This is a genomic window from Enterobacter sp. Lyrl_3 (assembly GCF_051948675.1).
GTDB lineage: Bacteria > Pseudomonadota > Gammaproteobacteria > Enterobacterales > Enterobacteriaceae > Enterobacter > Enterobacter cloacae.
Genome location: NZ_JAYJLI010000001.1, coordinates 941,629 through 962,342 on the forward strand (window position 1 = coordinate 941,629; position 20,714 = coordinate 962,342).

At 56.1% G+C, this 20,714-nt stretch carries 19 protein-coding genes; 10 read left to right on the top strand and 9 right to left on the bottom strand.

The window, feature by feature from the left end; translation table 11 throughout:
* Window positions 1–52: 52 nt before the first annotated feature.
* Together bamC and dapA are read right to left on the bottom strand one after the other, a co-directional pair.
* Entirely contained in the window at window positions 53–1,087 is a 1,035-nt protein-coding gene (gene bamC / locus VF709_RS04655) for an outer membrane protein assembly factor BamC (RefSeq protein WP_013098226.1), read from the bottom strand.
* A 16-nt stretch (window positions 1,088–1,103) separates the two neighbouring features.
* Window positions 1,104–1,982 (bottom strand): 4-hydroxy-tetrahydrodipicolinate synthase, encoded by an 879-nt coding sequence (dapA, locus tag VF709_RS04660; protein ID WP_013098227.1) that lies wholly within the window; start codon window positions 1,980–1,982, stop codon window positions 1,104–1,106.
* A gap of 145 nt (window positions 1,983–2,127) precedes the next feature.
* Between dapA and VF709_RS04665 the strand changes: the two genes are divergently transcribed.
* Together VF709_RS04665 and bcp are read left to right on the top strand one after the other, a co-directional pair.
* Window positions 2,128–2,697: a glycine cleavage system transcriptional repressor gene (locus VF709_RS04665; RefSeq protein WP_013098228.1), complete on the top strand. Its 570-nt coding sequence runs from the start codon at window positions 2,128–2,130 to the stop codon at window positions 2,695–2,697.
* Window positions 2,697–3,167, top strand: a complete 471-nt coding sequence (bcp, locus tag VF709_RS04670) for a thioredoxin-dependent thiol peroxidase (protein ID WP_013098229.1) — start codon at window positions 2,697–2,699, stop codon at window positions 3,165–3,167. Before VF709_RS04665 ends, bcp begins: the two co-directional genes overlap by 1 nt.
* 128 nt (window positions 3,168–3,295) lie before the next feature.
* On the opposite strand, the gene VF709_RS04675 is transcribed toward bcp, so the two are convergent.
* Window positions 3,296–4,360: an AI-2E family transporter gene (locus VF709_RS04675; RefSeq protein ID WP_013098230.1), complete on the bottom strand. Its 1,065-nt coding sequence runs from the start codon at window positions 4,358–4,360 to the stop codon at window positions 3,296–3,298.
* 221 nt (window positions 4,361–4,581) lie between these two features.
* Between VF709_RS04675 and bepA the strand changes: the two genes are divergently transcribed.
* On the top strand, window positions 4,582–6,045 hold the full coding sequence (bepA, locus tag VF709_RS04680) for a beta-barrel assembly-enhancing protease (RefSeq protein WP_013098231.1): 1,464 nt from the start codon (window positions 4,582–4,584) through the stop codon (window positions 6,043–6,045).
* 13 nt (window positions 6,046–6,058) lie between these two features.
* A complete protein-coding gene (gene arsC, locus VF709_RS04685) occupies window positions 6,059–6,415 on the top strand; it encodes an arsenate reductase (glutaredoxin) (RefSeq protein WP_114519228.1) in 357 nt (118 codons plus the stop codon).
* On the opposite strand, the gene VF709_RS04690 is transcribed toward arsC, so the two are convergent.
* Window positions 6,412–7,236: an XRE family transcriptional regulator gene (locus VF709_RS04690; RefSeq protein WP_114519227.1), complete on the bottom strand. Its 825-nt coding sequence runs from the start codon at window positions 7,234–7,236 to the stop codon at window positions 6,412–6,414. The genes arsC and VF709_RS04690 overlap by 4 nt on opposite strands.
* 147 nt (window positions 7,237–7,383) lie before the next feature.
* Here VF709_RS04690 and celB point away from each other — a divergent pair, with 147 nt between their 5' ends.
* The 3 genes from celB to VF709_RS04705 are packed head-to-tail and all read left to right on the top strand — an operon-like array spanning window position 7,384 to window position 11,084.
* Complete coding sequence (celB, locus tag VF709_RS04695) at window positions 7,384–8,703, top strand: PTS cellobiose transporter subunit IIC (protein ID WP_023620393.1); 1,320 nt, start codon at window positions 7,384–7,386, stop codon at window positions 8,701–8,703.
* Between the two features lie 3 nt (window positions 8,704–8,706).
* Window positions 8,707–9,660 carry a N(4)-(beta-N-acetylglucosaminyl)-L-asparaginase gene (locus VF709_RS04700; RefSeq protein WP_114519226.1) on the top strand — a complete coding sequence of 318 codons (954 nt, stop codon included), beginning with the start codon at window positions 8,707–8,709 and terminating at the stop codon, window positions 9,658–9,660.
* Between the two features lie 2 nt (window positions 9,661–9,662).
* Window positions 9,663–11,084 carry a leucyl aminopeptidase family protein gene (locus VF709_RS04705; RefSeq protein ID WP_114519225.1) on the top strand — a complete coding sequence of 474 codons (1,422 nt, stop codon included), beginning with the start codon at window positions 9,663–9,665 and terminating at the stop codon, window positions 11,082–11,084.
* A gap of 77 nt (window positions 11,085–11,161) precedes the next feature.
* Here the strand turns inward: VF709_RS04705 and VF709_RS04710 are convergent, their stop codons facing one another.
* The 5 genes from VF709_RS04710 to bglK form a co-directional block, all read right to left on the bottom strand.
* The gene (locus VF709_RS04710) at window positions 11,162–11,863 is read right to left on the bottom strand and encodes a DnaA inactivator Hda (protein ID WP_211944493.1); all 702 of its coding nucleotides are present in this window, start codon (window positions 11,861–11,863) and stop codon (window positions 11,162–11,164) included.
* A gap of 95 nt (window positions 11,864–11,958) precedes the next feature.
* Complete coding sequence (gene uraA, locus VF709_RS04715) at window positions 11,959–13,248, bottom strand: uracil permease (protein WP_038986262.1); 1,290 nt, start codon at window positions 13,246–13,248, stop codon at window positions 11,959–11,961.
* Window positions 13,249–13,334: 86 nt separating this feature from the next.
* Window positions 13,335–13,961: a uracil phosphoribosyltransferase gene (gene upp / locus VF709_RS04720; RefSeq protein WP_003860560.1), complete on the bottom strand. Its 627-nt coding sequence runs from the start codon at window positions 13,959–13,961 to the stop codon at window positions 13,335–13,337.
* Window positions 13,962–14,189: 228 nt separating this feature from the next.
* Window positions 14,190–15,620: a 6-phospho-beta-glucosidase gene (locus tag VF709_RS04725; RefSeq protein ID WP_440230974.1), complete on the bottom strand. Its 1,431-nt coding sequence runs from the start codon at window positions 15,618–15,620 to the stop codon at window positions 14,190–14,192.
* Between the two features lie 10 nt (window positions 15,621–15,630).
* Window positions 15,631–16,524: a beta-glucoside kinase BglK gene (gene bglK, locus VF709_RS04730; RefSeq protein ID WP_114519224.1), complete on the bottom strand. Its 894-nt coding sequence runs from the start codon at window positions 16,522–16,524 to the stop codon at window positions 15,631–15,633.
* Window positions 16,525–16,771: 247 nt separating this feature from the next.
* On the opposite strand from bglK, the gene purM reads away from it, so the two are divergent.
* The 3 genes from purM to ppk1 all read left to right on the top strand — a co-directional run bounded on the left by purM (window position 16,772) and on the right by ppk1 (window position 20,714).
* Window positions 16,772–17,809, top strand: coding sequence for a phosphoribosylformylglycinamidine cyclo-ligase (gene purM, locus VF709_RS04735; protein ID WP_013098241.1), 1,038 nt, complete (start codon window positions 16,772–16,774; stop codon window positions 17,807–17,809).
* Window positions 17,806–18,447, top strand: coding sequence for a phosphoribosylglycinamide formyltransferase (gene purN / locus VF709_RS04740; protein ID WP_020689985.1), 642 nt, complete (start codon window positions 17,806–17,808; stop codon window positions 18,445–18,447). Before purM ends, purN begins: the two co-directional genes overlap by 4 nt.
* 206 nt (window positions 18,448–18,653) lie before the next feature.
* Window positions 18,654–20,714, top strand: coding sequence for a polyphosphate kinase 1 (gene ppk1 / locus VF709_RS04745; protein ID WP_013098243.1), 2,061 nt, complete (start codon window positions 18,654–18,656; stop codon window positions 20,712–20,714).

Sequence of the window (20,714 nt, forward strand, 5' to 3'; positions counted from 1 at the left end):
CACGTTTGCGTAGCACGAAAATAAAAAGGGCTGGATTCACCAGCCCTCGTATTTATTTGCTGAATGCAGCCTGGAAGACCGCGACCAGCGCATCGTTCTGCGACTGGGTCAGCGTGTGACCTTTCGGATCGATAAACTGCAGGCTACTGCGGTTATCAAGGTCGCCTACCTGAATCTTGTAGTCGCCGGAAGCGAGCTGTGGATCGCGTGCGCCCAGCTCCTGCCATGCGCTGTCGGACAGCGGCTTATACGTTGCGGTTATGCTACCGGTTGAACGCGTGCTGTCGGTCACCTTCATGCCCACTTTCTCCAGCGTCGCTGGCAGGCGCTGCCAGGTCTGGTTGAATGGCGCACGAACAACCAGCATTGGCAGGCCAGTATCATCCGCGCCGCTCTGGACATCAAACGTCATGCCGTTGCGGTTCTGTGAGGCGTTAGCCGCGTCTGTGGCGTTCTTATCCAGACCCGCCGCAATCACGTTCAGCATTTCAGTGCTGTAACGCTGCATAGAGGCAGCATCCGCCACCGGTTTGCCCGCCTGCTCCAGGTTCAACAGCTTAACGGTAACCGCCTGCTGATAGCCCTGCGGTTTAACGGAGACTTGATAACGACCACGGTACTGCTGGTCTTCATCCAGACGGTTCCACTCGATCCAGTCGGTGGTTAACGTCTGGCTGGCGTCATCGCGCTTGTCAATCGTGTAGTTCTTCGACTGAATGACGCTCACCACCTGTGGCCACAGCGTGCTGCCACGTGCGCTTTCCACCATCAGAGACGCGGTATCACCGGTAAACTGGGTGCGCGCCCCGCTCACCAGCGCCAGAGGCTGTGCTGGCGGACGAATATCAAGCGCTTTGCCCACCGGGCCGCTGCCGTTGGTCACGGGGATATTATAATCGCCGTTCTGAATCGGCAGGATCATGCCAGCCGGTGCATGAAGTTCAGCAAGCGGGGTCGCATCCAGATAGGATTCATCACCGCTCACCTGGCGCTTGTAGCGCGAGTCTGAACTACAGGCAGCGAGCAGCATAACAAGCGAAACACTCGCAACCTTCGCCAGGCGCGACTTCTGTACTGAATAAGCCATCAAATCTCCCTAAACTTTACAGCAAACCGGCATGCTTCAGCGCTGCAGTGACGATTTCACGACCGTGGTCGGTAATCGGTGTCATTGGCAGACGCAGCGTATCGGTTGCTACAAGTCCCAACTCCTTACATGCCCATTTCACCGGGATCGGATTGGGTTCGACAAATAATTTATTGTGCAACGGCATCAGACGTTTATTAATGAGACGGGCTTCATCAAAGTGACCTGCCGCCGCCAGCTTGCACATTTCCGCCATATCGCGGGCCGCAACGTTCGACGTTACGGAGATCACGCCATGACCACCGAGCTGCATGAAGTCCAGCGCGGTCGCATCGTCACCGCTCAACAGGATAAAGTCGTCTGAAACCAGCTCTTTGATCTGATGAACGCGGCTTAAGTTCCCTGTCGCCTCTTTAATCCCGATAATATTTTTTACTTTCGAGAGACGACCAACGGTTTCCGGCAGCATATCGCAGCCAGTACGGGACGGCACATTATACAGAATTTGTGGCAAGTCAGTATGTTCAGCGATGGCTTTGAAATGCTGGAACAAACCTTCCTGAGTAGGACGGTTGTAGTAAGGGGTGACCGTCAGACAACCAACAACGCCGCTGTCGTTAAAACGTTGGGTCAGGCTGATCGCTTCTGCGGTTGCATTCGCGCCCGTTCCCGCGATGACCGGAATACGTCCGTCAGCCAGTTCGAGGGTCAACATCACCACATCGCCGTGCTCTTCGTGGCTCAGCGTTGCAGATTCACCGGTAGTCCCTACCGAAACGATCGCCGAGGTTCCATTGGCGACATGGTAATCAATCAGCTTCTTCATGCTTGACCGGCAGACATTACCTTTTTCATCCATCGGTGTTACAAGCGCGACAATACTTCCCGTGAACATGAGCCATCCTCTGTGCGAACAAGAGCCTCAATGGTACGTTTGGAACTGTAATAAAAGCAAGCGACCTGAGGCCCTCAGGCGGTTGTATGCATGTTTTTTTTATGCTTTCCTTAGGAAGACTTAACCAAGCAAAGGAAGAACAGGTTTGACAACCTCATCACAACATTACCTGGTTATCACTGCGCTGGGTGCTGACAGGCCGGGTATCGTGAACACCATTACCCGCCACGTGAGCAGCTGCGGCTGTAATATCGAGGACAGCCGTCTGGCGATGCTGGGCGAAGAGTTCACGTTTATTATGCTGCTGTCCGGGACATGGAACGCCATCACGCTTATCGAATCTACCCTGCCGCTGAAAGGCGCAGAGCTGGATTTGCTGATCGTGATGAAACGCACCAATGCGCGTCCGCGTCCGGCCATGCCTGCCACCGTCTGGGTACAGGTTGAAGTTCCTGATTCCCCTCATCTGATCGAGCGTTTTACCGCGCTGTTTGACAGCCATCAGATGAACATTGCCGAGCTGGTTTCCCGCACACAACCGGCTGATGAGAGTGCCGTTCCTACCCTCTTTATTCAAATCACCGCCCACAGTCCTGCATCACAGGATGCGTCAAATATCGAGCAAGCGTTCAAAGCCCTCTGTACAGAATTACACGCGCAAGGCAGTATAAGCGTCGTAAATTATTCGCAGCATGAACAGGATGGAGTTGAGTAATGAACCCACTGAAAGCCGGTGACATCGCACCGAAATTTAGCTTACCGGATCAGGATGGTGAGCAAGTAAATTTGACCGACTTCCAGGGACAGCGTGTTCTGGTCTATTTCTACCCGAAAGCCATGACCCCGGGCTGCACCGTGCAGGCCTGCGGCTTACGCGACAACATGGACGAGTTGAAAAAAGCCGGCGTGGAAGTGCTGGGCATCAGCACCGATAAGCCAGAAAAGCTGTCACGATTTGCTGAAAAAGAGCTGCTGAACTTCACGCTGCTTTCCGACGAAGATCATCAGGTCTGTGAGCAGTTCGGCGTCTGGGGCGAGAAGACGTTTATGGGCAAAACCTATGACGGCATTCACCGCATCAGCTTCCTGATTGACGCTGACGGTAAAGTGGAACATGTCTTTGACGACTTCAAAACCAGCAACCACCACGACGTGGTGCTGAACTGGCTGAAACAAAGTGCCTGAAAGTGAGTGTCGGGTGGCGGCTTCGCCTTACCCGACCTACAAGATAAATGCAAAACGGCAACCTGGTTGCCGTTTTTAGTGTTTTCCCCCTCTCCCCCGTGAGAGAAGGGCATCAGGCCGCACAAAAACTACTTCTCCTCCACCGCTGGCACATCCGGCCATGCATGGACGACGGCTTTAATCAGCGTCGCCAGCGGAATGGCAAAGAACACGCCCCAGAATCCCCACAGCCCGCCGAAAATCACCACCGATAAGATAATCACCAGCGGATGCAGATTCACTGCTTCTGAGAACAGCACTGGCACCAGCAGGTTGCCATCCAGGGCCTGAATAATCAGGTACACCGCGAAGCAACTCCAGAACTCGGTGCCCAGGCCAAACTGGAACAGCGCGACCCCAACAACCGGAATGGTGACCACAAAAGCGCCAATATACGGAATAAGGACCGACAGCCCCACCAGCACCGCCAGCAGCAGCGAGTAGTTAAGTCCGAAGATCAGGAAGCCAATCCACGTCGCGACCCCAACCACAATCATCTCCAGCACCTTGCCGCGAATGTAGTTGGTGATCTGCTGATTCATCTCTTCCCACACCTGCCCGGCCAGCCCGCGATTACGCGGCAGAATACGCCGCACGGCGTTGAGCATCTGGTCTTTGTCCTTCACCAGGAAGAACACCATCAACGGCACCAGCACCAGGTAGACGGCGAGCGTAAGGAGCCCAACCAGCGACGCCAGGGAGTATTTCACCACCGAATCGCCCATGGTCATGATGCGGGCGCGCATGTTTTCGGCCATCGCATCGATGATCCCCGCGTCCATCAGCGCCGGATAACGACGCGGCAGCGTGGCGGCAAAATCGGAAAGCTTATTTAACATGCCGGGCATATCGCGGATCAGGTTGATCCCCTGCTGCCAGGCGACGGGCATGACCACAAACGCCATCAACAGCAGAATGCCAACAAACAGCACCAGCACGATGCTGGTCGCCCAGCGTCGGGAGCAGCCGATATTCTCCAGCCGCGCGGTTGGCCACTCCAGCAGATAGGCCAGCACAATGGCCACCAGCAGTGGTGCCAGAAGGCCGCTGAAGAAGAACAGAATACCGAACCCGGCAACCAGAATAACCAGCAAAGCAATGGCTTCCGGGTCGCTAAACCGGCGCCGGTACCACTGCATTAACATTTCGAGCATACAACCCTTCCCTGAATCGAATGACGGGAGTCAGAAGGTGAATTGTATCTAACTGTCACAAAAAAGACTTTCGCTTTTTGTATCGCTGTCACAATCCGCAAAAGCCTGATGAATGGGATTTTCTTCATGCCACAACACGGCTACACTCGCAGGGCAGTGGAGATGAACGATATGCGGGTTCATCGGTCAAATTAGCACATCCAAAATACAGGACAGTGGTTATGTTCAGGCAGTTGAAAAAAACAGTGGTTGCGACACTGATTGCCGCCGTAACGGTCGGTCAGGTGTTGCCAGCTTTCGCTGATTCGTCCGATTCATTGCCGGACATGGGCACCACAGCAGGAAGCACGCTCTCCATTGGTCAGGAGATGCAGATGGGTGATTACTATGTTCGCCAGTTGCGCGGCAGTGCTCCGCTGATCAATGACCCATTGCTGGTGCAGTACATTAATGGTCTGGGGATGCGCCTGGTCGCGCACGCCAACTCGGTAAAAACCCCCTTCCACTTCTATTTAATCAATAACGACGAAATCAACGCCTTCGCCTTCTTTGGCGGTAACGTGGTGCTGCATTCGGCGTTATTCCGTTATTCCGATAACGAAAGCCAGCTGGCGTCGGTCATGGCGCACGAAATTTCCCACGTGACCCAGCGCCATCTGGCCCGTGCGATGGAAGACCAGAAACGCAACGCGCCCCTGACCTGGGTGGGTGCGCTGGGCTCTATTTTGCTGGCTATGGCCAGCCCGCAGGCCGGGATGGCCGCATTAACCGGCACGCTGGCAGGCACGCGCCAGGGGATGATCAGTTTCACCCAGCAAAACGAACAGGAAGCGGACCGCATTGGCATCCAGGTGTTACAGCGCTCGGGCTTTGACCCACAGGCCATGCCCAGCTTCCTGGAAAAACTGCTCGATCAGGCACGCTACTCGTCACGTCCACCCGAAATTCTGCTCACCCACCCGTTACCGGAAAGCCGTCTGTCCGATGCGCGTAACCGTGCCAATCAGATGCGTCCGGTGGTGGTGCAATCCTCACAGGATTTCTACATGGCGAAAGTGAGAACGCTGGGCATGTACAATTCCGGGCGCAACCAGCTCACCAGCGACCTGCTGGATGCCCTGGCAAAAGGCAACGTGCGCGAGAAGAACGCGGCGCAATACGGCCGTGCCCTGCAGGCGATGGAAGCCAGCAAATACGACGAAGCGCGAAAAACGCTGCAACCGTTGCTGGCCGCCGACCCGAATAACCCGTGGTATCTCGATCTTTCCACGGATATCGATCTGGGGCAGAAGAGACCTGCCGATGCGATTAACCGCCTGAAAGGTGCCAAAGAGGTGCGGACCAACCCGGTGCTGCAGCTTAACCTGGCGAACGCTTATCTGCAGGGCGGCCAGCCGGGTGAAGCGGCCACCATTCTGAACCGCTACACCTTCGACAATAAAGACGATCAAAACGGCTGGGATCTGCTCGCTCAGGCAGAAGCCCAGCTGGGCAACCGCGATCAGGAGCTGGCGGCACGCGCCGAAGGGTTTGCCCTGGTGGGGCGTCTGGATCAGGCCATTTCGATGCTCAGCAGCGCCAGTTCACAGGTCAAACTTGGCAGCCTGCAACAGGCCCGTTACGATGCGCGTATCGATCAGCTGCGCGCGCTACAGCAGCGCTTCAAGCCGTACGAAAAGATGTAAAAAGGAAGAAAATATGACTGACGCGGTAAAAATCTACCATAACCCTCGCTGCTCCAAGAGCCGCGACACCCTCAGCCTGCTGAAATCCAACGGCGTAGAGCCTGAGGTGGTGCTGTATCTGGAGACACCACCAGACGCGCAGACGATCCGCCAGCTCCTGTATATGCTGGGCATGGGCAGTGCACGTGAGTTGATGCGCCAGAAAGAGGATCTCTATAAGTCACTTAACCTGGACGACACGCGTCTCACTGAAGCTGAGCTCGTGCAGGCGATGGTTGACAACCCGAAGCTCATTGAACGCCCAATTGTGGTGGCAAACGGCAAGGCGCGCATTGGGCGTCCGCCGGAAGATGTGCTCGACATTCTTTAAGCCTCGCGCCGCAGCCCTTCCAGAAAGGCCTGCGGCGTACTTTCCCCCAGTTTTTTCTGCGCTTTACCCCGGTTGTAAAACTCGCACAAGGTCATCAATAGCGCCCCCGCCGGTTCCACATTCACCCGCGGAATAATATCGCGTAAGGGCACCATCACCTGAAGTGCACTGCAGGTACGTTGATGTGCCTTCACCGCAATGTTGTTAACAGCCAGCGTCGCCTCAAAACCAAAAGTCTCAATAGATTGTATAGCAGCCGGACACGCCGCCAGCACCTCCTGCGTCCAGGTATTCAGTCGTTGAGGCGACAGCCCCGCATAAAGCCGGGCATAGCACCAGCCGCTCACCGGCTCTCGCGCCCAAAGCAGATGCTGCTCCCCGCCGTCGTCCATATGCAGCGACAAAGGCAAATGGTGCAGTTCCAGTGCATGGGGCGTAATACCCGCTTTCAGCGCCTTTTTCCCCTGCAAGGGGATCCCTTTTTGCTTTGCAGCGGCCGGTTTGAGATAGCGGTTCAGGGTGGCGCGGGAAACGGCAATGCCCAGGACGTCGTTAACCATAAGCAGCAGGTCATCCAACGGCGCGCCCAGGATGTCACGCAGGGCATTCACCAGCGCAACCTGCTCTTGTCTCATCGCTTTGTGTATCACTTTAGGCGTCGTATGGTTATCCGACACCTGGTCGCGATTGCGCCAGCGTCTGACGGTGGTGACCGAAATCCCCAGCTCTACGGCCAGCTCTCTGTCGCTCTTCTCAGACTGTTGAAGATAACGGCGGATGCGCGGCGTCGTGGTCGCATTGGCGTGCAGTTTGATTTCCATCGCAACAAACTCCAGAACTAATCTTATGAGATTTATAATACACCAGCGATTGCTTTGTGACCGATTTCACCTTTCGCTCGCCGCGCTTCACTGATAATCCCCAGAGATAACATAAACAACACCTCTCAATCTTGTACGGAGTTCACAATGAACAATGTTCTGGGATTTCTTGAAGCAAAACTGATGCCGCTGGCGGCCAAAACGGCCCAGCAGCGTCATCTTGGTGCCATTCGCGGTGCCTACGTTTCATTCATGCCGTTTATCATCGTCGGCTCCATCCTGCTGGTGATCTCCTCCTTTCCCAATCAAACCTATCAGCAGTTTATGTCTCAGGCGTTTGGGGAAAGCTGGAGCGCGATTATCGAAATCCCGTTCAACGCGGTGTTCTCGACCATGTCGCTGTTTATCAGCTTCCTGGTCGCCTATCGCCTGGCTGAACACTATGGCGAAGACCGTATCTCCTGCGGCATTCTGGCGCTGGTCGCCTTTCTGATCCTGACCCCTTTTATCAAAGTGGCGGAACAGGGTGGCATCACCGTCATGCCGGTAGAGTGGATTGGCAGTAAAGGGTTATTCGTGGCGATGATTGGCTCTCTGCTTTGGACGGAGCTGTTCTGCTGGCTGAAGCGCAAAAAACTGGTTATCAGAATGCCGGATGGCGTGCCGCCTGCGGTGCAGGAGTCGTTCGCGGCGCTGATCCCTGCCCTCTTGGTGATGATCCTGGTGCTGATGATCCGCATCGGCTTTGAAAACACCCATTACAACACCATCCATCAGTTTATTTACGAGGTAGTAGCAACCCCGGTTCGCCACTACGGCACTTCCTATTTTGGCGCGCTGATGACGGTCTTCAGCATCACCATTCTGTGGTCAGTGGGCATTAACTCCGGTTCGATGATCAACGGCATTATTCGCCCGCTGTGGATGGAGAACCAGACCGATAACATCGCCGCCATTCAGGCCGGCGCTACCCCACCGCACATTATCACCGAACAGTTTTTTGACATGATCTGGATGGGCGGCGCAGGGGCCACGCTGTCGCTGGTGATTGCGATGCTGATTTTCGCCCGCAGTAAAAACATGCGCGAAGTGGCACGCCTGGGCGCGGGGGCCTCGGTGTTTAACATCAACGAGCCGATTCTGTTCGGCCTGCCGGTGATCATGAACCCGATCATGCTCATTCCGTTCAATCTGGTACCGCTGGTGCTGGTCACCGTGCAGTACGTGGCAATGAAAATTGGTGCGGTCGCCGTCACCACCGGGGTGTTTATCCCCTGGACGCTGCCGCCTGTTATCAGCGGTTTTATCGTCACCGGGCATCTCAGCGGCAGCATCATGCAGCTTATCAACCTGCTGATTGGCGCCATGCTGTATCTGCCATTCATGCGTATCGTGGATAAACAGTACCGCGCCGCGGAGATTGCCACCGTGACGCAAACCGACACCACCCTTGCAAAACAGGAGTAAAGCATGTGGGGAATTATCGCCACCTGGCGAATGGCGCTTGAAGGCGTAACCGAGTCGGCCTCTGCGCTGGCAGCAGGGAAACCGGTGGCTGCCGCGGTCGTGGATGCCGTTGCCGCCGTCGAGGACTTCCCGTTCTATAAATCGGTCGGCTACGGCGGGCTACCAACCGAAAATGGCGAGGTGGAACTGGACGCCGCCTACATGGACGGCGACACGCTGGCGTTTGGCGCCGTGGGAAATCTGGTGGATATCGCCAACCCGGTACGCGTGGCGCAGGCGTTAAGCCGCCAGCGCTATAACAGCCTGCTGGTCGGCCAGGGCGCACGCGAGTGGGCATTGAGCCAGGGTTTTGCCGACAAAACGATGCTCACCGACCGGGCCATGCAGCACTACCGCAAGCGCTGCCGGGAGACGCTGGATAAAGGCTTAAGCCCCTACGATGGCCATGACACGGTCGGGATTATCGGTCTCGACAAACAGGGATCCATGAGCGTGGCGACCTCCACCAGCGGCCTGTTTATGAAAAAGCGCGGCCGACTTGGCGATTCGCCGATCATCGGCTCCGGCTTCTACTGCGACAGTGAAACCGGCGCCGCCACCGCCACGGGCGTGGGCGAAGATCTGATGAAAGGCTGCACCAGCTACGAAATTGTTCGCCGCATGGCGCAGGGGATGTCTCCGCAGCAGGCGGCAGATTCCGTGGTGTTCGAGCTGGAAGACAGGCTGATGTCGCGCTTTGGCCGCGCGGGGGATCTCTCCGTGGTATGCATGAATAACAAAGGTGAATTTGGCGCCGCCACCAACATTAAAACGTTCTCCTTTGTGGTGGCGACGGCACGCCAGCCGCTGACCGTGTTTCGCGCCGAACGCCTGCGGGAAAAAACGCACTATCAGGCGGTGGATTATGAATGGATGCAGGCCTATGCCGTACGGATCCGCGCACCGATTGAGGAGTAATGATGATGACGTATCAGCTGATAACCGCCCTTTCTGACGTAAAGCCACACGGCCACCTCATCGCCCGCAGCACGTCTGCGCTGTTGCCGGACACGCCACTGATTGCGGAAATGCGCGGGCAAGATGCCGTTGCCGACACCCGTTTTGGCTGTGCGCCTTTTGCACGCATCACGCTGGTGCCAGATGCTCTCTGGCAGGATAGCCTTACCGAAGGATTGCTTACGGCACTCCTTCCGCTCCTGGCCACGCCCGTCAGCACCGACGTGGTCCTGGATGTCACCCACATTGACGACGTTGTGCTGCAACAGGTCCTGCGTTTTCTTTTTAATCAGTCGCACAGGCTTAGCGATCTGCAGCTGAAGAAAGCGGACGATGTCACTTTGCGCGTTGAGCACGTTACCGCCCTCTGCCTGCCAGAACAGCAGGCGCGGCTGGACGTTATCTTCCGCCAGCAGCTCGCCATTGGCCGTGGAATGGTCGCCGCACGCCGTCTGGCCGATATCCCCTCCGACCGCTGCACGCCGCAGTTTATGGTGCAGGAGGCGCAGACGCTGTGCGCGGCCTTCCCTGCCCTGCGCTGTGAAGTGCTGGATGAAAAGCAGATCGTTGAGCAGGGTCTGGGGCTGCTTCACGCCGTTGGCAAAGGCGCCTCCTGCCCGCCACGACTGCTGGCTATTCACTATGACGGTGTTTCTGACGGCCCGGTGCGCTGCTATGTAGGTAAAGGCATTACCTTCGATACCGGCGGCCTGTGGCTCAAGGATGGCGCGGGCATGTACACCATGAAATATGACATGTGCGGGGCAGCGAACGTGCTGGGGCTGATGCTGACCGTTGCAGAGCTGGCGCTCCCCGTGCGCCTCATGGGCGTGCTGGCGCTGGCAGAAAACGCCATCGGCCCGGACGCCATGCAGCCCGGCACGGTAGCCAGAGCCTGCAACGGCACCACGGTTGAAATCAACAATACCGATGCCGAAGGCCGACTGGTGCTGGCAGACGCTATCGCCTGGGCCAGCCAGCGCCATCCGCAGGCGCGCTACATTATCGATATGGCAACGCTGACGGGTGCGGTGGTCAAAGCGCTGGGATATGAGCTGAGCGGGTTGATGACCCAGGACGAGCCACTGCGCCAGGCGCTGACGCAGGCAGGAAAACAGAGCGGAGATGAAGTGTGGTCCCTGCCGCTGGATGCGCGGCTGAAAAAGCAGACCGACAGCGCCATCGCCGATCTGTGCAATACGCCGCCCAACAATGCGGCGATCAGTGCCTCGGCGGCGTGGCTGCTGCATCACTTCTGCCCGCCGACAATCCCGTGGGCGCATCTGGATATTAGCGGTACGGCGCTGTGGCGTGAGGGTGGCAGAAGCGTGGCCTCAGGGAGGCCGATTCCGCTGCTGGTGGAGCACCTGATGGGAGATCTCTAGCCGGGTGGCGGCTACGCCTTACCCGGCCTACTCGATCCCGTAGGTCCGGTAAGCGCAGCGCCACCGGGCAAAAAAACTCAAAGCTTCAGAATATCTTTCACAAACGGAATGGTGAGCTTGCGCTGGGCGGTAATGGAGGCGCGATCGAGCTGATCGAGCGTATCAAACAGCGTGCGCATCTCCCTGTCCAGACGCTTGAGCAGGAAGCGCCCTACGTCTTCCGGCAGTTCAAATCCGCGCAGTCTGGCGCGCAGCTGAAGCGCCTGGAGTTTGTCTTCATCTGACAGCGGTTGCAGTTTGTAGATTTGCCCCCAGTCGAGTCGGGAGGCCAGATCCGGCAGCCCCAGATTCAGCTGGCGCGGCGGACGATCGCCGGTGATCAGCAGCCGGGTTTTGCCCGATTCCAGGATACGGTTATAGAGGTTAAAGATCGCCATTTCCCACGGCTCATCCCCCGCCACGCATTCGATATTATCAATGCAGACCAGGGAGAGATGTTCCATTCCCTCCAGCACGTCAGGCACAAACCAGGTACGTTTATCCAGCGGTACATAGCCTACCGCATCCCCCCGCGCTGAAAGCTCAGCACAGGCGGCATGCAACAGATGACTGCGTCCCGCGCCTTCGCGTGACCAGATATAGATGTATCCGCTGTGATCCTGGCGCAGCACGTTCTGCAGTGCAGCCAGTAAAGAGGGGTTATCACCCGGCCAGAAACTCGCGAAAGTTTCGTCGTCAGGGAGATAGAGTGGCAGAGAGAGCTGTGCCGGTCCGTTCAGAAGTACCTCAACCAGATCTTACATAAAATCGGAACGGAGTTTAGCACGGAACCTGCCAGGAGAGAACCGGGCGGATCGTCCACCCGGTTTTACGATCAGTGTGACGCTTTTTCGCTTTCGTCAGCCTCCAGCACCACCTCTTCAGGGCGGATCACGGAAATCAGCTTGAAAATCAGGCTCAGGCCCACACCAACGATGGTCGCCAGCGCCATGCCTTTCAGCTCGGCCGCGCCGATGTGTACCTTCGCGCCGCTCACGCCGATGATCAGGATAACGGAAGTCAGGATCAGGTTCTGCGCTTTGCTGTAGTCCACTTTGGACTCAATCAGCACGCGAATACCGGATGCGCCAATTACGCCGTACAGCAGCAAAGACACGCCGCCCATCACCGGAACCGGGATGATCTGGATCGCTGCCGCCAGTTTACCCACGCAGGAGAGCAGGATTGCGATAATTGCCGCGCCGCCGATAACCCAGGTGCTGTAAACGCGGGTGATCGCCATGACGCCGATGTTCTCACCGTAGGTGGTGTTTGGCGTGGAGCCAAAGAAACCGGAGATGATCGTCGAGAAGCCGTTTGCAAACATCGAACGGTGCAGACCCGGGTCGCGGATCAGGTCACGTTTGACGATGTTCGCCGTCACCACAAGGTGGCCAACGTGTTCAGCAATAACCACCAGCGCGGCAGGAAGAATAGTGAAGATAGCAAACCATTCAAAGCGTGGCGTATAGAAGGTTGGCAGGGCAAACCAGTGCGCCTGAGCAATTGGCGTGGTATCGACAACACCCATCACGAAGGAGAGTGCATAACCCGCCAGCACGCCGATCAGGATCGGGATAATCGCCATAAAACCGCGGAACAGCACGGAGCCAAATACCGTCACGCCCAGCGTCACCAGTGAGATGATGATGGTTTTGGAGTCCGGCGACTGCCCATCAGCAGGCAGCAGGCCAGCCATATTCGCCGCCACGCCTGCCAGCTCCAGACCGATGACGGCAACGATGGCCCCCATCGCCGCCGGTGGGAACATCACGTCCAGCCAGCCGGTACCGGCCTTCTTCACAATGAATGAGACCAGGCAGAACAGCACGCCGCACATGATAAAGCCGCCCAGCGCCACTTCATACCCCAGGGGCAGCAGCAGCAACACCGGCGAGATAAAGGCAAAGCTCGACCCCAGATACGCCGGGATTTTGCCTTTACAGATAAAGAGGTACAGCAGCGTCCCGATACCATTGAACAACAGCACGGTAGCCGGGTTAATGTGAAACAGGATTGGCACCAGCACGGTTGCGCCAAACATAGCGAACAGGTGCTGCAAACTAAGCGGGATAGTCTGTAAAAGCGGCGGTCTTTCACTCACCCCGATAGCACGGCGCGTCATAGTGTTTTCCTCTGAGATGGTTAGTTATGTGTGTTTTATTCAAAAAAAAGCCGACTTTCAAAGTCGGCTTTTTTATCGTTATTCGATTATTTCGTACCAAAGATCTTATCGCCGGCATCGCCCAGCCCCGGGATGATGTACCCGTGCTCGTTGAGCCCCTGGTCGACAGACGCGGTGTACAGCTCCACATCCGGGTGTGCTTTTTCCAGCGCCGCGATCCCTTCCGGTGCCGCAACCAGCACCAGCACTTTGATGCTGCTGCAGCCTGCTTTCTTCAGCAGGTCGATGGTGGCAATCATTGAGCCGCCGGTCGCCAGCATCGGGTCAACCACCAGCGCCATACGCTCGTCGATGTTAGACACCAGCTTCTGGAAGTACGGAACCGGCTCCAGGGTTTCTTCATTACGGTAGATCCCCACCACGCTGATACGCGCGCTCGGTACGTGCTCCAGCACGCCTTCCATCATGCCAAGACCAGCACGCAGGATTGGCACCACGGTAATTTTCTTACCTTTGATCTGCTCAACCTGCACCGGGCCGTTCCAGCCTTCGATGGTCACTTTTTCCGTTTCGAGGTCAGAGGTCGCTTCGTAGGTCAGCAGGCTGCCGACTTCAGATGCCAGTTCGCGAAAACGCTTCGTGCTGATGTCATGCTCACGCATCAGGCCCAACTTGTGTTTAACGAGTGGGTGTTTCACTTCCACAATCTTCATTCTCTTTCTCCTCTGAGGTGGCGTCCGCAAAAAAATCGCGGGATTATACCGCTTTTTGCGGATTAGGCCATACCCATCTTGCTTGACGTATATCAAGCAAAGTGATTTAGAGACAAAAAAAACCGGAGGCGAGACTCCGGCTTGGGTGCGGGGTTCTGCCCGGTGGCGCTGCGCTTACGCGGGCCTACGTGTAGTGTAGGTCGGGTAAGCGTAAGCGCCACCCGACAATTACAGGTTATCGCCGTTGCTCGCAATCACCTGCTTATACCAGTCAAACGACTTTTTCTTGCTGCGGTTCAGCGTGCCGTTCCCTTCGTTGTCTTTATCAACAAAGATAAACCCGTAGCGTTTCTTCATCTCGCCGGTGCCGGCAGAAACGAGATCAATACAGCCCCACGGGGTGTAGCCCATCAGATCCACGCCATCTTCCACCACCGCTTTTTTCATCTCACGGATGTGCGCCGAGAGATAATCAATGCGGTACTGGTCGTTCACCGTGCCGTCGCTCTCCTGCACGTCAATCGCGCCGAAGCCGTTCTCAACGATGAACAGCGGCAGCTGGTAGTGATCCCAGAACCAGTTCAGGGAGTAGCGCAGGCCAACCGGGTCAATCTGCCAACCCCAGTCAGATTTCTGCACGTACGGGTTGGAGACAAGACTCTTGCTTTCATCGTAATCCAGTTCCGGGTTATCCGCCGTCGCTTTGGTGGCAAAGGACATGTAATAGCTAAAGCCGATGTAATCCACGCAGCCCTGCGTCAGCGCCGCTTTGTCTTTTTCGGTAATGTCCAGCGTGAAACCACGACGCGCAAAGTAGTTAAGCAGATGCTGCGGATATTTGCCGCGCACGTGAACGTCGGTGAACCAGTAGCGACGATGCATCGCGTTCATCGCCATCATGATGTCGTCAGGCGCGCAGGTCAGCGGATAAATGGGGCACATGGCAATCATGCAGCCGATCTGCAGGGAAGGATTAATCTCGCGCCCGGCTTTTACCGCCAGCGCGCTGGCCACCAGCTCATAGTGCGCGGCCTGGAACATCACCGGCTCACGGTCTTCACCCGGCGCATACTTCAGCCCGGAGTTGGTAAACGGCGCAAAATCTTCGTGGAAGTTAGCCTGGTTGTTGATCTCGTTAAAGGTCATCCAGTACTTCACCTTATGCTGATAGCGCTGGAAGACCGCTTTTGCGAAGCGGACAAAGAAGTCGATCAGCTTACGGTTGCGCCAGCCGCCGTACTCGGTGACCAGATGATACGGCATCTCAAAATGCGACAGGGTGATAACCGGTTCGATGCCGTATTTGAGGCATTCATCGAAAAGGTCATCGTAGAATTGAAGGCCCGCTTCGTTCGGCTCCAGCTCATCCCCTTTCGGGAAAATACGCGTCCAGGCAATGGAGGTACGGAAGCATTTGAACCCCATCTCCGCAAAGAGTTTGATGTCTTCTTTATAGCGATGGTAAAAATCGATGGCTTCGTGGTTCGGGTAGTTTTTTCCTGGCAGCACGCCGTCGGTGATTTCACGCGGCACGCCGTGGGCGCCAGCGGTCATAACATCGGCGACGCTTACGCCTTTACCGCCCTCTTTCCAGCCACCTTCCAGCTGGTGCGCGGCCACCGCGCCGCCCCACAGAAAACCTTCTTTAAATCCTGACATACTCTTTCCCTCATTCGATGTTGCTGATTGCTGACGGATACTGCTGTCTGAAGTGGTAAACCGCGCCGACAAGACCGGCCCGGTTGCCGTGGCTGACGACATCGGCGATATCCGCGATGCCAAACCACGCAAGATGAGTGCGAAGCAGATCCATAAACCCGGGCCGCTCCGCGATACCGCCGCCAATGAAGATGGTCTGCGGGTCGAACACATTCGCCAGGTTGTAGAGCCCTGTCGCAATGCCGTTAAGAAAATCATCCACCAGGCGGTGGCATACGGTGTCGCCTGCGTCATAGCCATCAAAAATGGCCTCGCCGGTGACGCTCTCAAGCGTCAGACCGTGAAAGTCGGCATAGCGCTTGCGAAGCGTGCGTAACGTACAGTTTTCATTCATGGAGTGGCGGGCAACACGTCTTGAGTCTGCCCTTTCCGTGAGCATGTAGCCGAACTCTCCGGCGCTAAAACGCGCCCCGTGAACCAGCCTGCCGTTGCAGAAAATCGCCCCGCCGATCCCGGTGCCGATGGTCAGTACCAGAAAGTTATCGATATCCTTCGCCTTGCCCTGCCAGCGCTCCGCCAGCAGCACGCAGTTAGCGTCATTCTCGACGGTGACCGGTAAACCCGTTTTCGCCTCAAGCCAGCCTTTCATTGCGAACTGGTCGAAGCGGCGAATGGCCCCGCCCATCTCAATAAAGCCGGTATGCGGATTAACATACCCCGGCGCGCTGATGGCGATCCCCTTAAGCCCGGGATGGGCCGTTACCCAGTTCAGCATCTGCGCAAGAATGGCGTCACCGTCGCTGTTCCTGATGGCGGCCTTATCCGTTTGCAGTAGCTCTCCCTGCGCTGTCGCAATGCCCATTTTTAACGCGGTGCCACCGATATCAAATGCGGCGATGTTCATGGCCTTCATTCCTCCTAAATGAAACTGAAACCGGTTTCATTTCATGATGTTCATTCCCTAAACCGCATGCAAGCAGATCGCCGAAACCGGTTTCATTTTCGTGAACGGAGTCAAGTTTGCGCGCCGCCGGGGGCGGAGCAGAAAAAAAGATCCTCGCGCCGAGAATAGGCTCGCAAACGTTTGCCTGGACTGTTAGAATTGCGCCGATTTTTCTTACTAGCTATGCAATCGCGTGGGGACTTGAGCCGTGACCAACAAAACTTCTCTCAGCTACAAAGATGCCGGTGTTGATATTGACGCAGGTAATGCGCTGGTTGACCGAATCAAAGGTGTGGTGAAAAAAACCCGCCGCCCGGAAGTGATGGGTGGTCTGGGTGGCTTCGGCGCACTGTGCGCGCTGCCGCAAAAATATCGTGAACCTGTTCTGGTCTCGGGTACTGACGGTGTAGGCACAAAACTGCGCCTGGCGATGGATTTAAAACGTCACGACACGATCGGTATCGATCTGGTCGCGATGTGTGTAAACGACCTGGTGGTACAGGGCGCTGAGCCGCTGTTCTTCCTCGACTACTACGCGACAGGCAAACTGGATGTGGATACCGCAGCCAGCGTGATCAACGGTATTGCCGAAGGCTGTCTGCAGTCTGGCTGCGCGCTGGTTGGCGGTGAAACCGCAGAAATGCCAGGCATGTATCACGGCGAAGATTATGACGTCGCAGGCTTCTGCGTGGGTGTGGTAGAAAAATCAGAAATTATCGACGGCAGTAAAGTGGCTGATGGTGATGTGCTGATTGCGCTGGCCTCCAGCGGCCCGCACTCTAACGGCTACTCGCTGGTGCGTAAAATCCTCGAAGTAAGCGGTTGCGACCCACAAACCACCGAACTTGAAGGTAAACCTCTGGCTGACCATCTGCTGGCACCGACCCGCATCTACGTGAAAAACGTGCTGGAGCTGATTGAGAACGTTGACGTTCACGCCATTGCCCACCTGACCGGTGGCGGCTTCTGGGAAAACATTCCGCGCGTACTGCCGGACAACACCCAGGCGGTAATCGACGAATCGTCCTGGCAGTGGCCAGCGGTCTTTAACTGGCTGCAAACCGCGGGCAACGTGAGTTCTCACGAAATGTACCGCACCTTTAACTGTGGCGTAGGTATGGTGATCGCCCTGCCAGCGAGCGAAGCGGATAAAGCCGTTAAGCTGCTGACGGACAAAGGTGAAAACGCGTGGAAAATCGGTATTATCAAAGCTTCCGATTCCGAACAGCGTGTGGTCATTGAATGAAAAACATCGTGGTGCTCATTTCCGGCAACGGAAGCAATTTGCAGGCCATCATTGACGCCTGCAAACAGAAGAAAATCAATGGCACCATTCGGGCAGTATTCAGCAACAAGGCCGACGCGTTCGGCCTTGAGCGCGCCCGGGAAGCAAACATTCCCGCGCACGCGCTGGAGGCCAGTCAGTTCGCTGGCCGTGAAGCATTTGACCGCGAGCTGGTTCAGGAGATTGATGCCTACGCGCCGGACGTTGTGGTGCTGGCGGGGTATATGCGTATCCTGAGCCCGGCGTTTGTCGGGCACTACGCCGGGCGTCTGCTGAATATCCACCCTTCGCTTCTGCCGAAATATCCCGGCCTGCACACCCATCGTCAGGTGCTGGAAAACGGCGATGAAGAGCACGGGACCTCGGTGCATTTCGTGACCGATGAGCTGGACGGCGGACCGGTGATCCTGCAGGCGAAAGTCCCGGTCTTTGACGGCGACACCGAAGACGACATCACCGAACGGGTGCAGAGCCAGGAACATGCCATTTATCCACTGGTGGTCAGCTGGTTTGTCGACGGGCGTCTGGCGATGCGCGACGGGGCTGCCTGGCTGGATGGCGTGAAACTGCCCCCGCAGGGTTACGCGGCCGAAGAGTAGTCTGTTCTGTCGGGTGGCGCAGCAGCGCGTACCCGACCAACAAAGCGCATTACCCGATATTCCCTTCTCCAACCTTCTAAAATCTCCAACAAAAAAATAACTGTCATACTTTTCTGGCACTGTTGGACATATCGTGGAAATGCTCGCCATAATAAGGACGAGACGGATTTACCACGTCCTGTGATTGAACTGGAGTGTGAGCTGTAATGGGTCAGGAAAAGTTATATATCGAGAAAGAGCTAAGCTGGTTAGCATTCAACGAACGCGTACTCCAGGAAGCGGCGGACAAAAGCAACCCGCTTATTGAGCGCATGCGTTTTTTGGGCATTTATTCCAACAACCTTGATGAATTCTACAAGGTTCGCTTTGCCGAGCTGAAACGGCGGATCATCATCAGCGAAGAGCAGGGCTTAAACTCTCACTCTCGCCATCTGTTAGGCAAAATTCAGTCCCGCGTGTTGAAAGCCGATCAGGAATTTGACGGCCTCTATAACGAATTGCTGCTGGAGATGGCACGCAATCAAATCTTCCTGATTAACGAACGTCAGCTCTCCGTTAACCAACAAAACTGGCTGCGCCACTACTTTAAACAGTATCTGCGCCAGCACATCACCCCTATTCTGATCAACCGCGAAACCGATCTGGTGCAGTTCCTGAAAGATGACTACACCTACCTGGCGGTGGAAATTATTCGCGGTGAATCCATCCGTTACGCGCTGCTGGAGATCCCGTCCGACAAGGTGCCACGTTTTGTGAACCTGCCGCCGGAAACCCCGCGCAGACGCAAGCCGATGATCCTGCTGGATAACATCCTGCGCTACTGTCTGGACGATATCTTCAAAGGCTTCTTCGATTACGACGCGTTAAACGCCTACTCGATGAAGATGACCCGTGACGCCGAATATGACCTGGTGCACGAGATGGAAGCCAGCCTGATGGAGCTGATGTCCTCCAGCCTCAAGCAGCGTCTGACGGCCGAACCGGTGCGCTTTGTCTATCAGCGTGATATGCCAGACGCGATGGTGGAAATGCTGCGCGACAAGCTGACTATCTCGCGCTATGACTCCATTGTGCCGGGCGGTCGTTACCATAACTTTAAAGACTTTATTGGCTTCCCGAACGTCGGCAAAGCCAATCTGGTGAATAAACCACTGCCGCGCCTGCGTCATCTCTGGTTCGATAAGTTCCGTAACGGTTTCGATGCCATCCGCGAACGCGACGTCCTGCTCTACTATCCGTATCACACGTTTGAACACGTGCTGGAGCTGCTGCGTCAGGCCTCCTTTGACCCGAGCGTGCTGGCAATCAAAATCAATATTTACCGCGTGGCGAAAGACTCCCGCATCATCGACGCGATGATCCACGCCGCGCACAACGGCAAAAAAGTGACCGTGGTGGTTGAGTTGCAGGCACGTTTCGACGAAGAGGCCAATATCCACTGGGCGCGCCGTCTGACGGAAGCGGGTGTACACGTTATCTTCTCCGCCCCGGGGCTGAAAATTCACGCCAAGCTGTTCCTTATCTCCCGTAAAGAGGGTGACGACGTGGTGCGCTATGCCCACATCGGTACCGGGAACTTTAACGAGAAAACCGCACGAATTTATACCGACTATTCGTTGCTGACCGCCGACGCGCGCATCACCAACGAGGTGCGTCGGGTGTTCAACTTTATTGAGAACCCGTACCGCCCGGTGAGCTTCGATTATCTGCTGGTGTCACCGCAGAACTCGCGCCGCCTGCTGTACGATATGATCGACAAAGAAATTGCCAACGCCCAGAAAGGCTTGTCGTCCGGCATCACGCTGAAGCTCAACAATCTGGTCGACAAAGGTCTCGTGGACAGACTCTATGCGGCGTCCAGCTCCGGCGTTCCGGTTAACCTGCTGATCCGCGGCATGTGCTCCCTCATCCCGGAACTGGAAGGTATCAGCGATAATATTCGCGTCATCAGCATTGTCGACCGCTACCTGGAGCACGATCGGGTCTATATTTTCGATAATGCGGGAGATAAACAGGTCTATCTCTCTTCGGCAGACTGGATGACGCGCAATATTGATTATCGAATTGAAGTCGCAGCGCCGCTGCTGGATCCGCGCCTGAAACAGCGTATTCTCGACATTATCGAGATTCTGTTTAGCGACACGGTGAAAGCGCGCTATATCGACAAAGAACTCAGTAACCGCTATGTACCGCGCGGCAACCGCCGCAAAGTGCGGTCGCAACTGGCGATTTACGACTATATCAAATCACTCGAGCAACCCGATTAA

Bases quoted from the DNA above. Each gene is read 5' to 3' on its own strand.
- celB (WP_023620393.1), top strand. From the start codon at position 7,384: ATGAACAATGTTCTGGGATTTCTTGAAGCAAAACTGATGCCGCTGGCG.
- bepA (WP_013098231.1), top strand. From the start codon at position 4,582: ATGTTCAGGCAGTTGAAAAAAACAGTGGTTGCGACACTGATTGCCGCC.
- VF709_RS04725 (WP_440230974.1), bottom strand. From the start codon at position 15,620: ATGTCAGGATTTAAAGAAGGTTTTCTGTGGGGCGGCGCGGTGGCCGCG.
- bcp (WP_013098229.1), top strand. From the start codon at position 2,697: ATGAACCCACTGAAAGCCGGTGACATCGCACCGAAATTTAGCTTACCG.
- uraA (WP_038986262.1), bottom strand. From the start codon at position 13,248: ATGACGCGCCGTGCTATCGGGGTGAGTGAAAGACCGCCGCTTTTACAG.
- bglK (WP_114519224.1), bottom strand. From the start codon at position 16,524: ATGAACATCGCCGCATTTGATATCGGTGGCACCGCGTTAAAAATGGGC.
- arsC (WP_114519228.1), top strand. From the start codon at position 6,059: ATGACTGACGCGGTAAAAATCTACCATAACCCTCGCTGCTCCAAGAGC.
- VF709_RS04700 (WP_114519226.1), top strand. From the start codon at position 8,707: ATGTGGGGAATTATCGCCACCTGGCGAATGGCGCTTGAAGGCGTAACC.
- bamC (WP_013098226.1), bottom strand. From the start codon at position 1,087: ATGGCTTATTCAGTACAGAAGTCGCGCCTGGCGAAGGTTGCGAGTGTT.
- VF709_RS04705 (WP_114519225.1), top strand. From the start codon at position 9,663: ATGATGACGTATCAGCTGATAACCGCCCTTTCTGACGTAAAGCCACAC.
- upp (WP_003860560.1), bottom strand. From the start codon at position 13,961: ATGAAGATTGTGGAAGTGAAACACCCACTCGTTAAACACAAGTTGGGC.
- VF709_RS04690 (WP_114519227.1), bottom strand. From the start codon at position 7,236: ATGGAAATCAAACTGCACGCCAATGCGACCACGACGCCGCGCATCCGC.
- VF709_RS04675 (WP_013098230.1), bottom strand. From the start codon at position 4,360: ATGCTCGAAATGTTAATGCAGTGGTACCGGCGCCGGTTTAGCGACCCG.
- dapA (WP_013098227.1), bottom strand. From the start codon at position 1,982: ATGTTCACGGGAAGTATTGTCGCGCTTGTAACACCGATGGATGAAAAA.
- ppk1 (WP_013098243.1), top strand. From the start codon at position 18,654: ATGGGTCAGGAAAAGTTATATATCGAGAAAGAGCTAAGCTGGTTAGCA.
- purN (WP_020689985.1), top strand. From the start codon at position 17,806: ATGAAAAACATCGTGGTGCTCATTTCCGGCAACGGAAGCAATTTGCAG.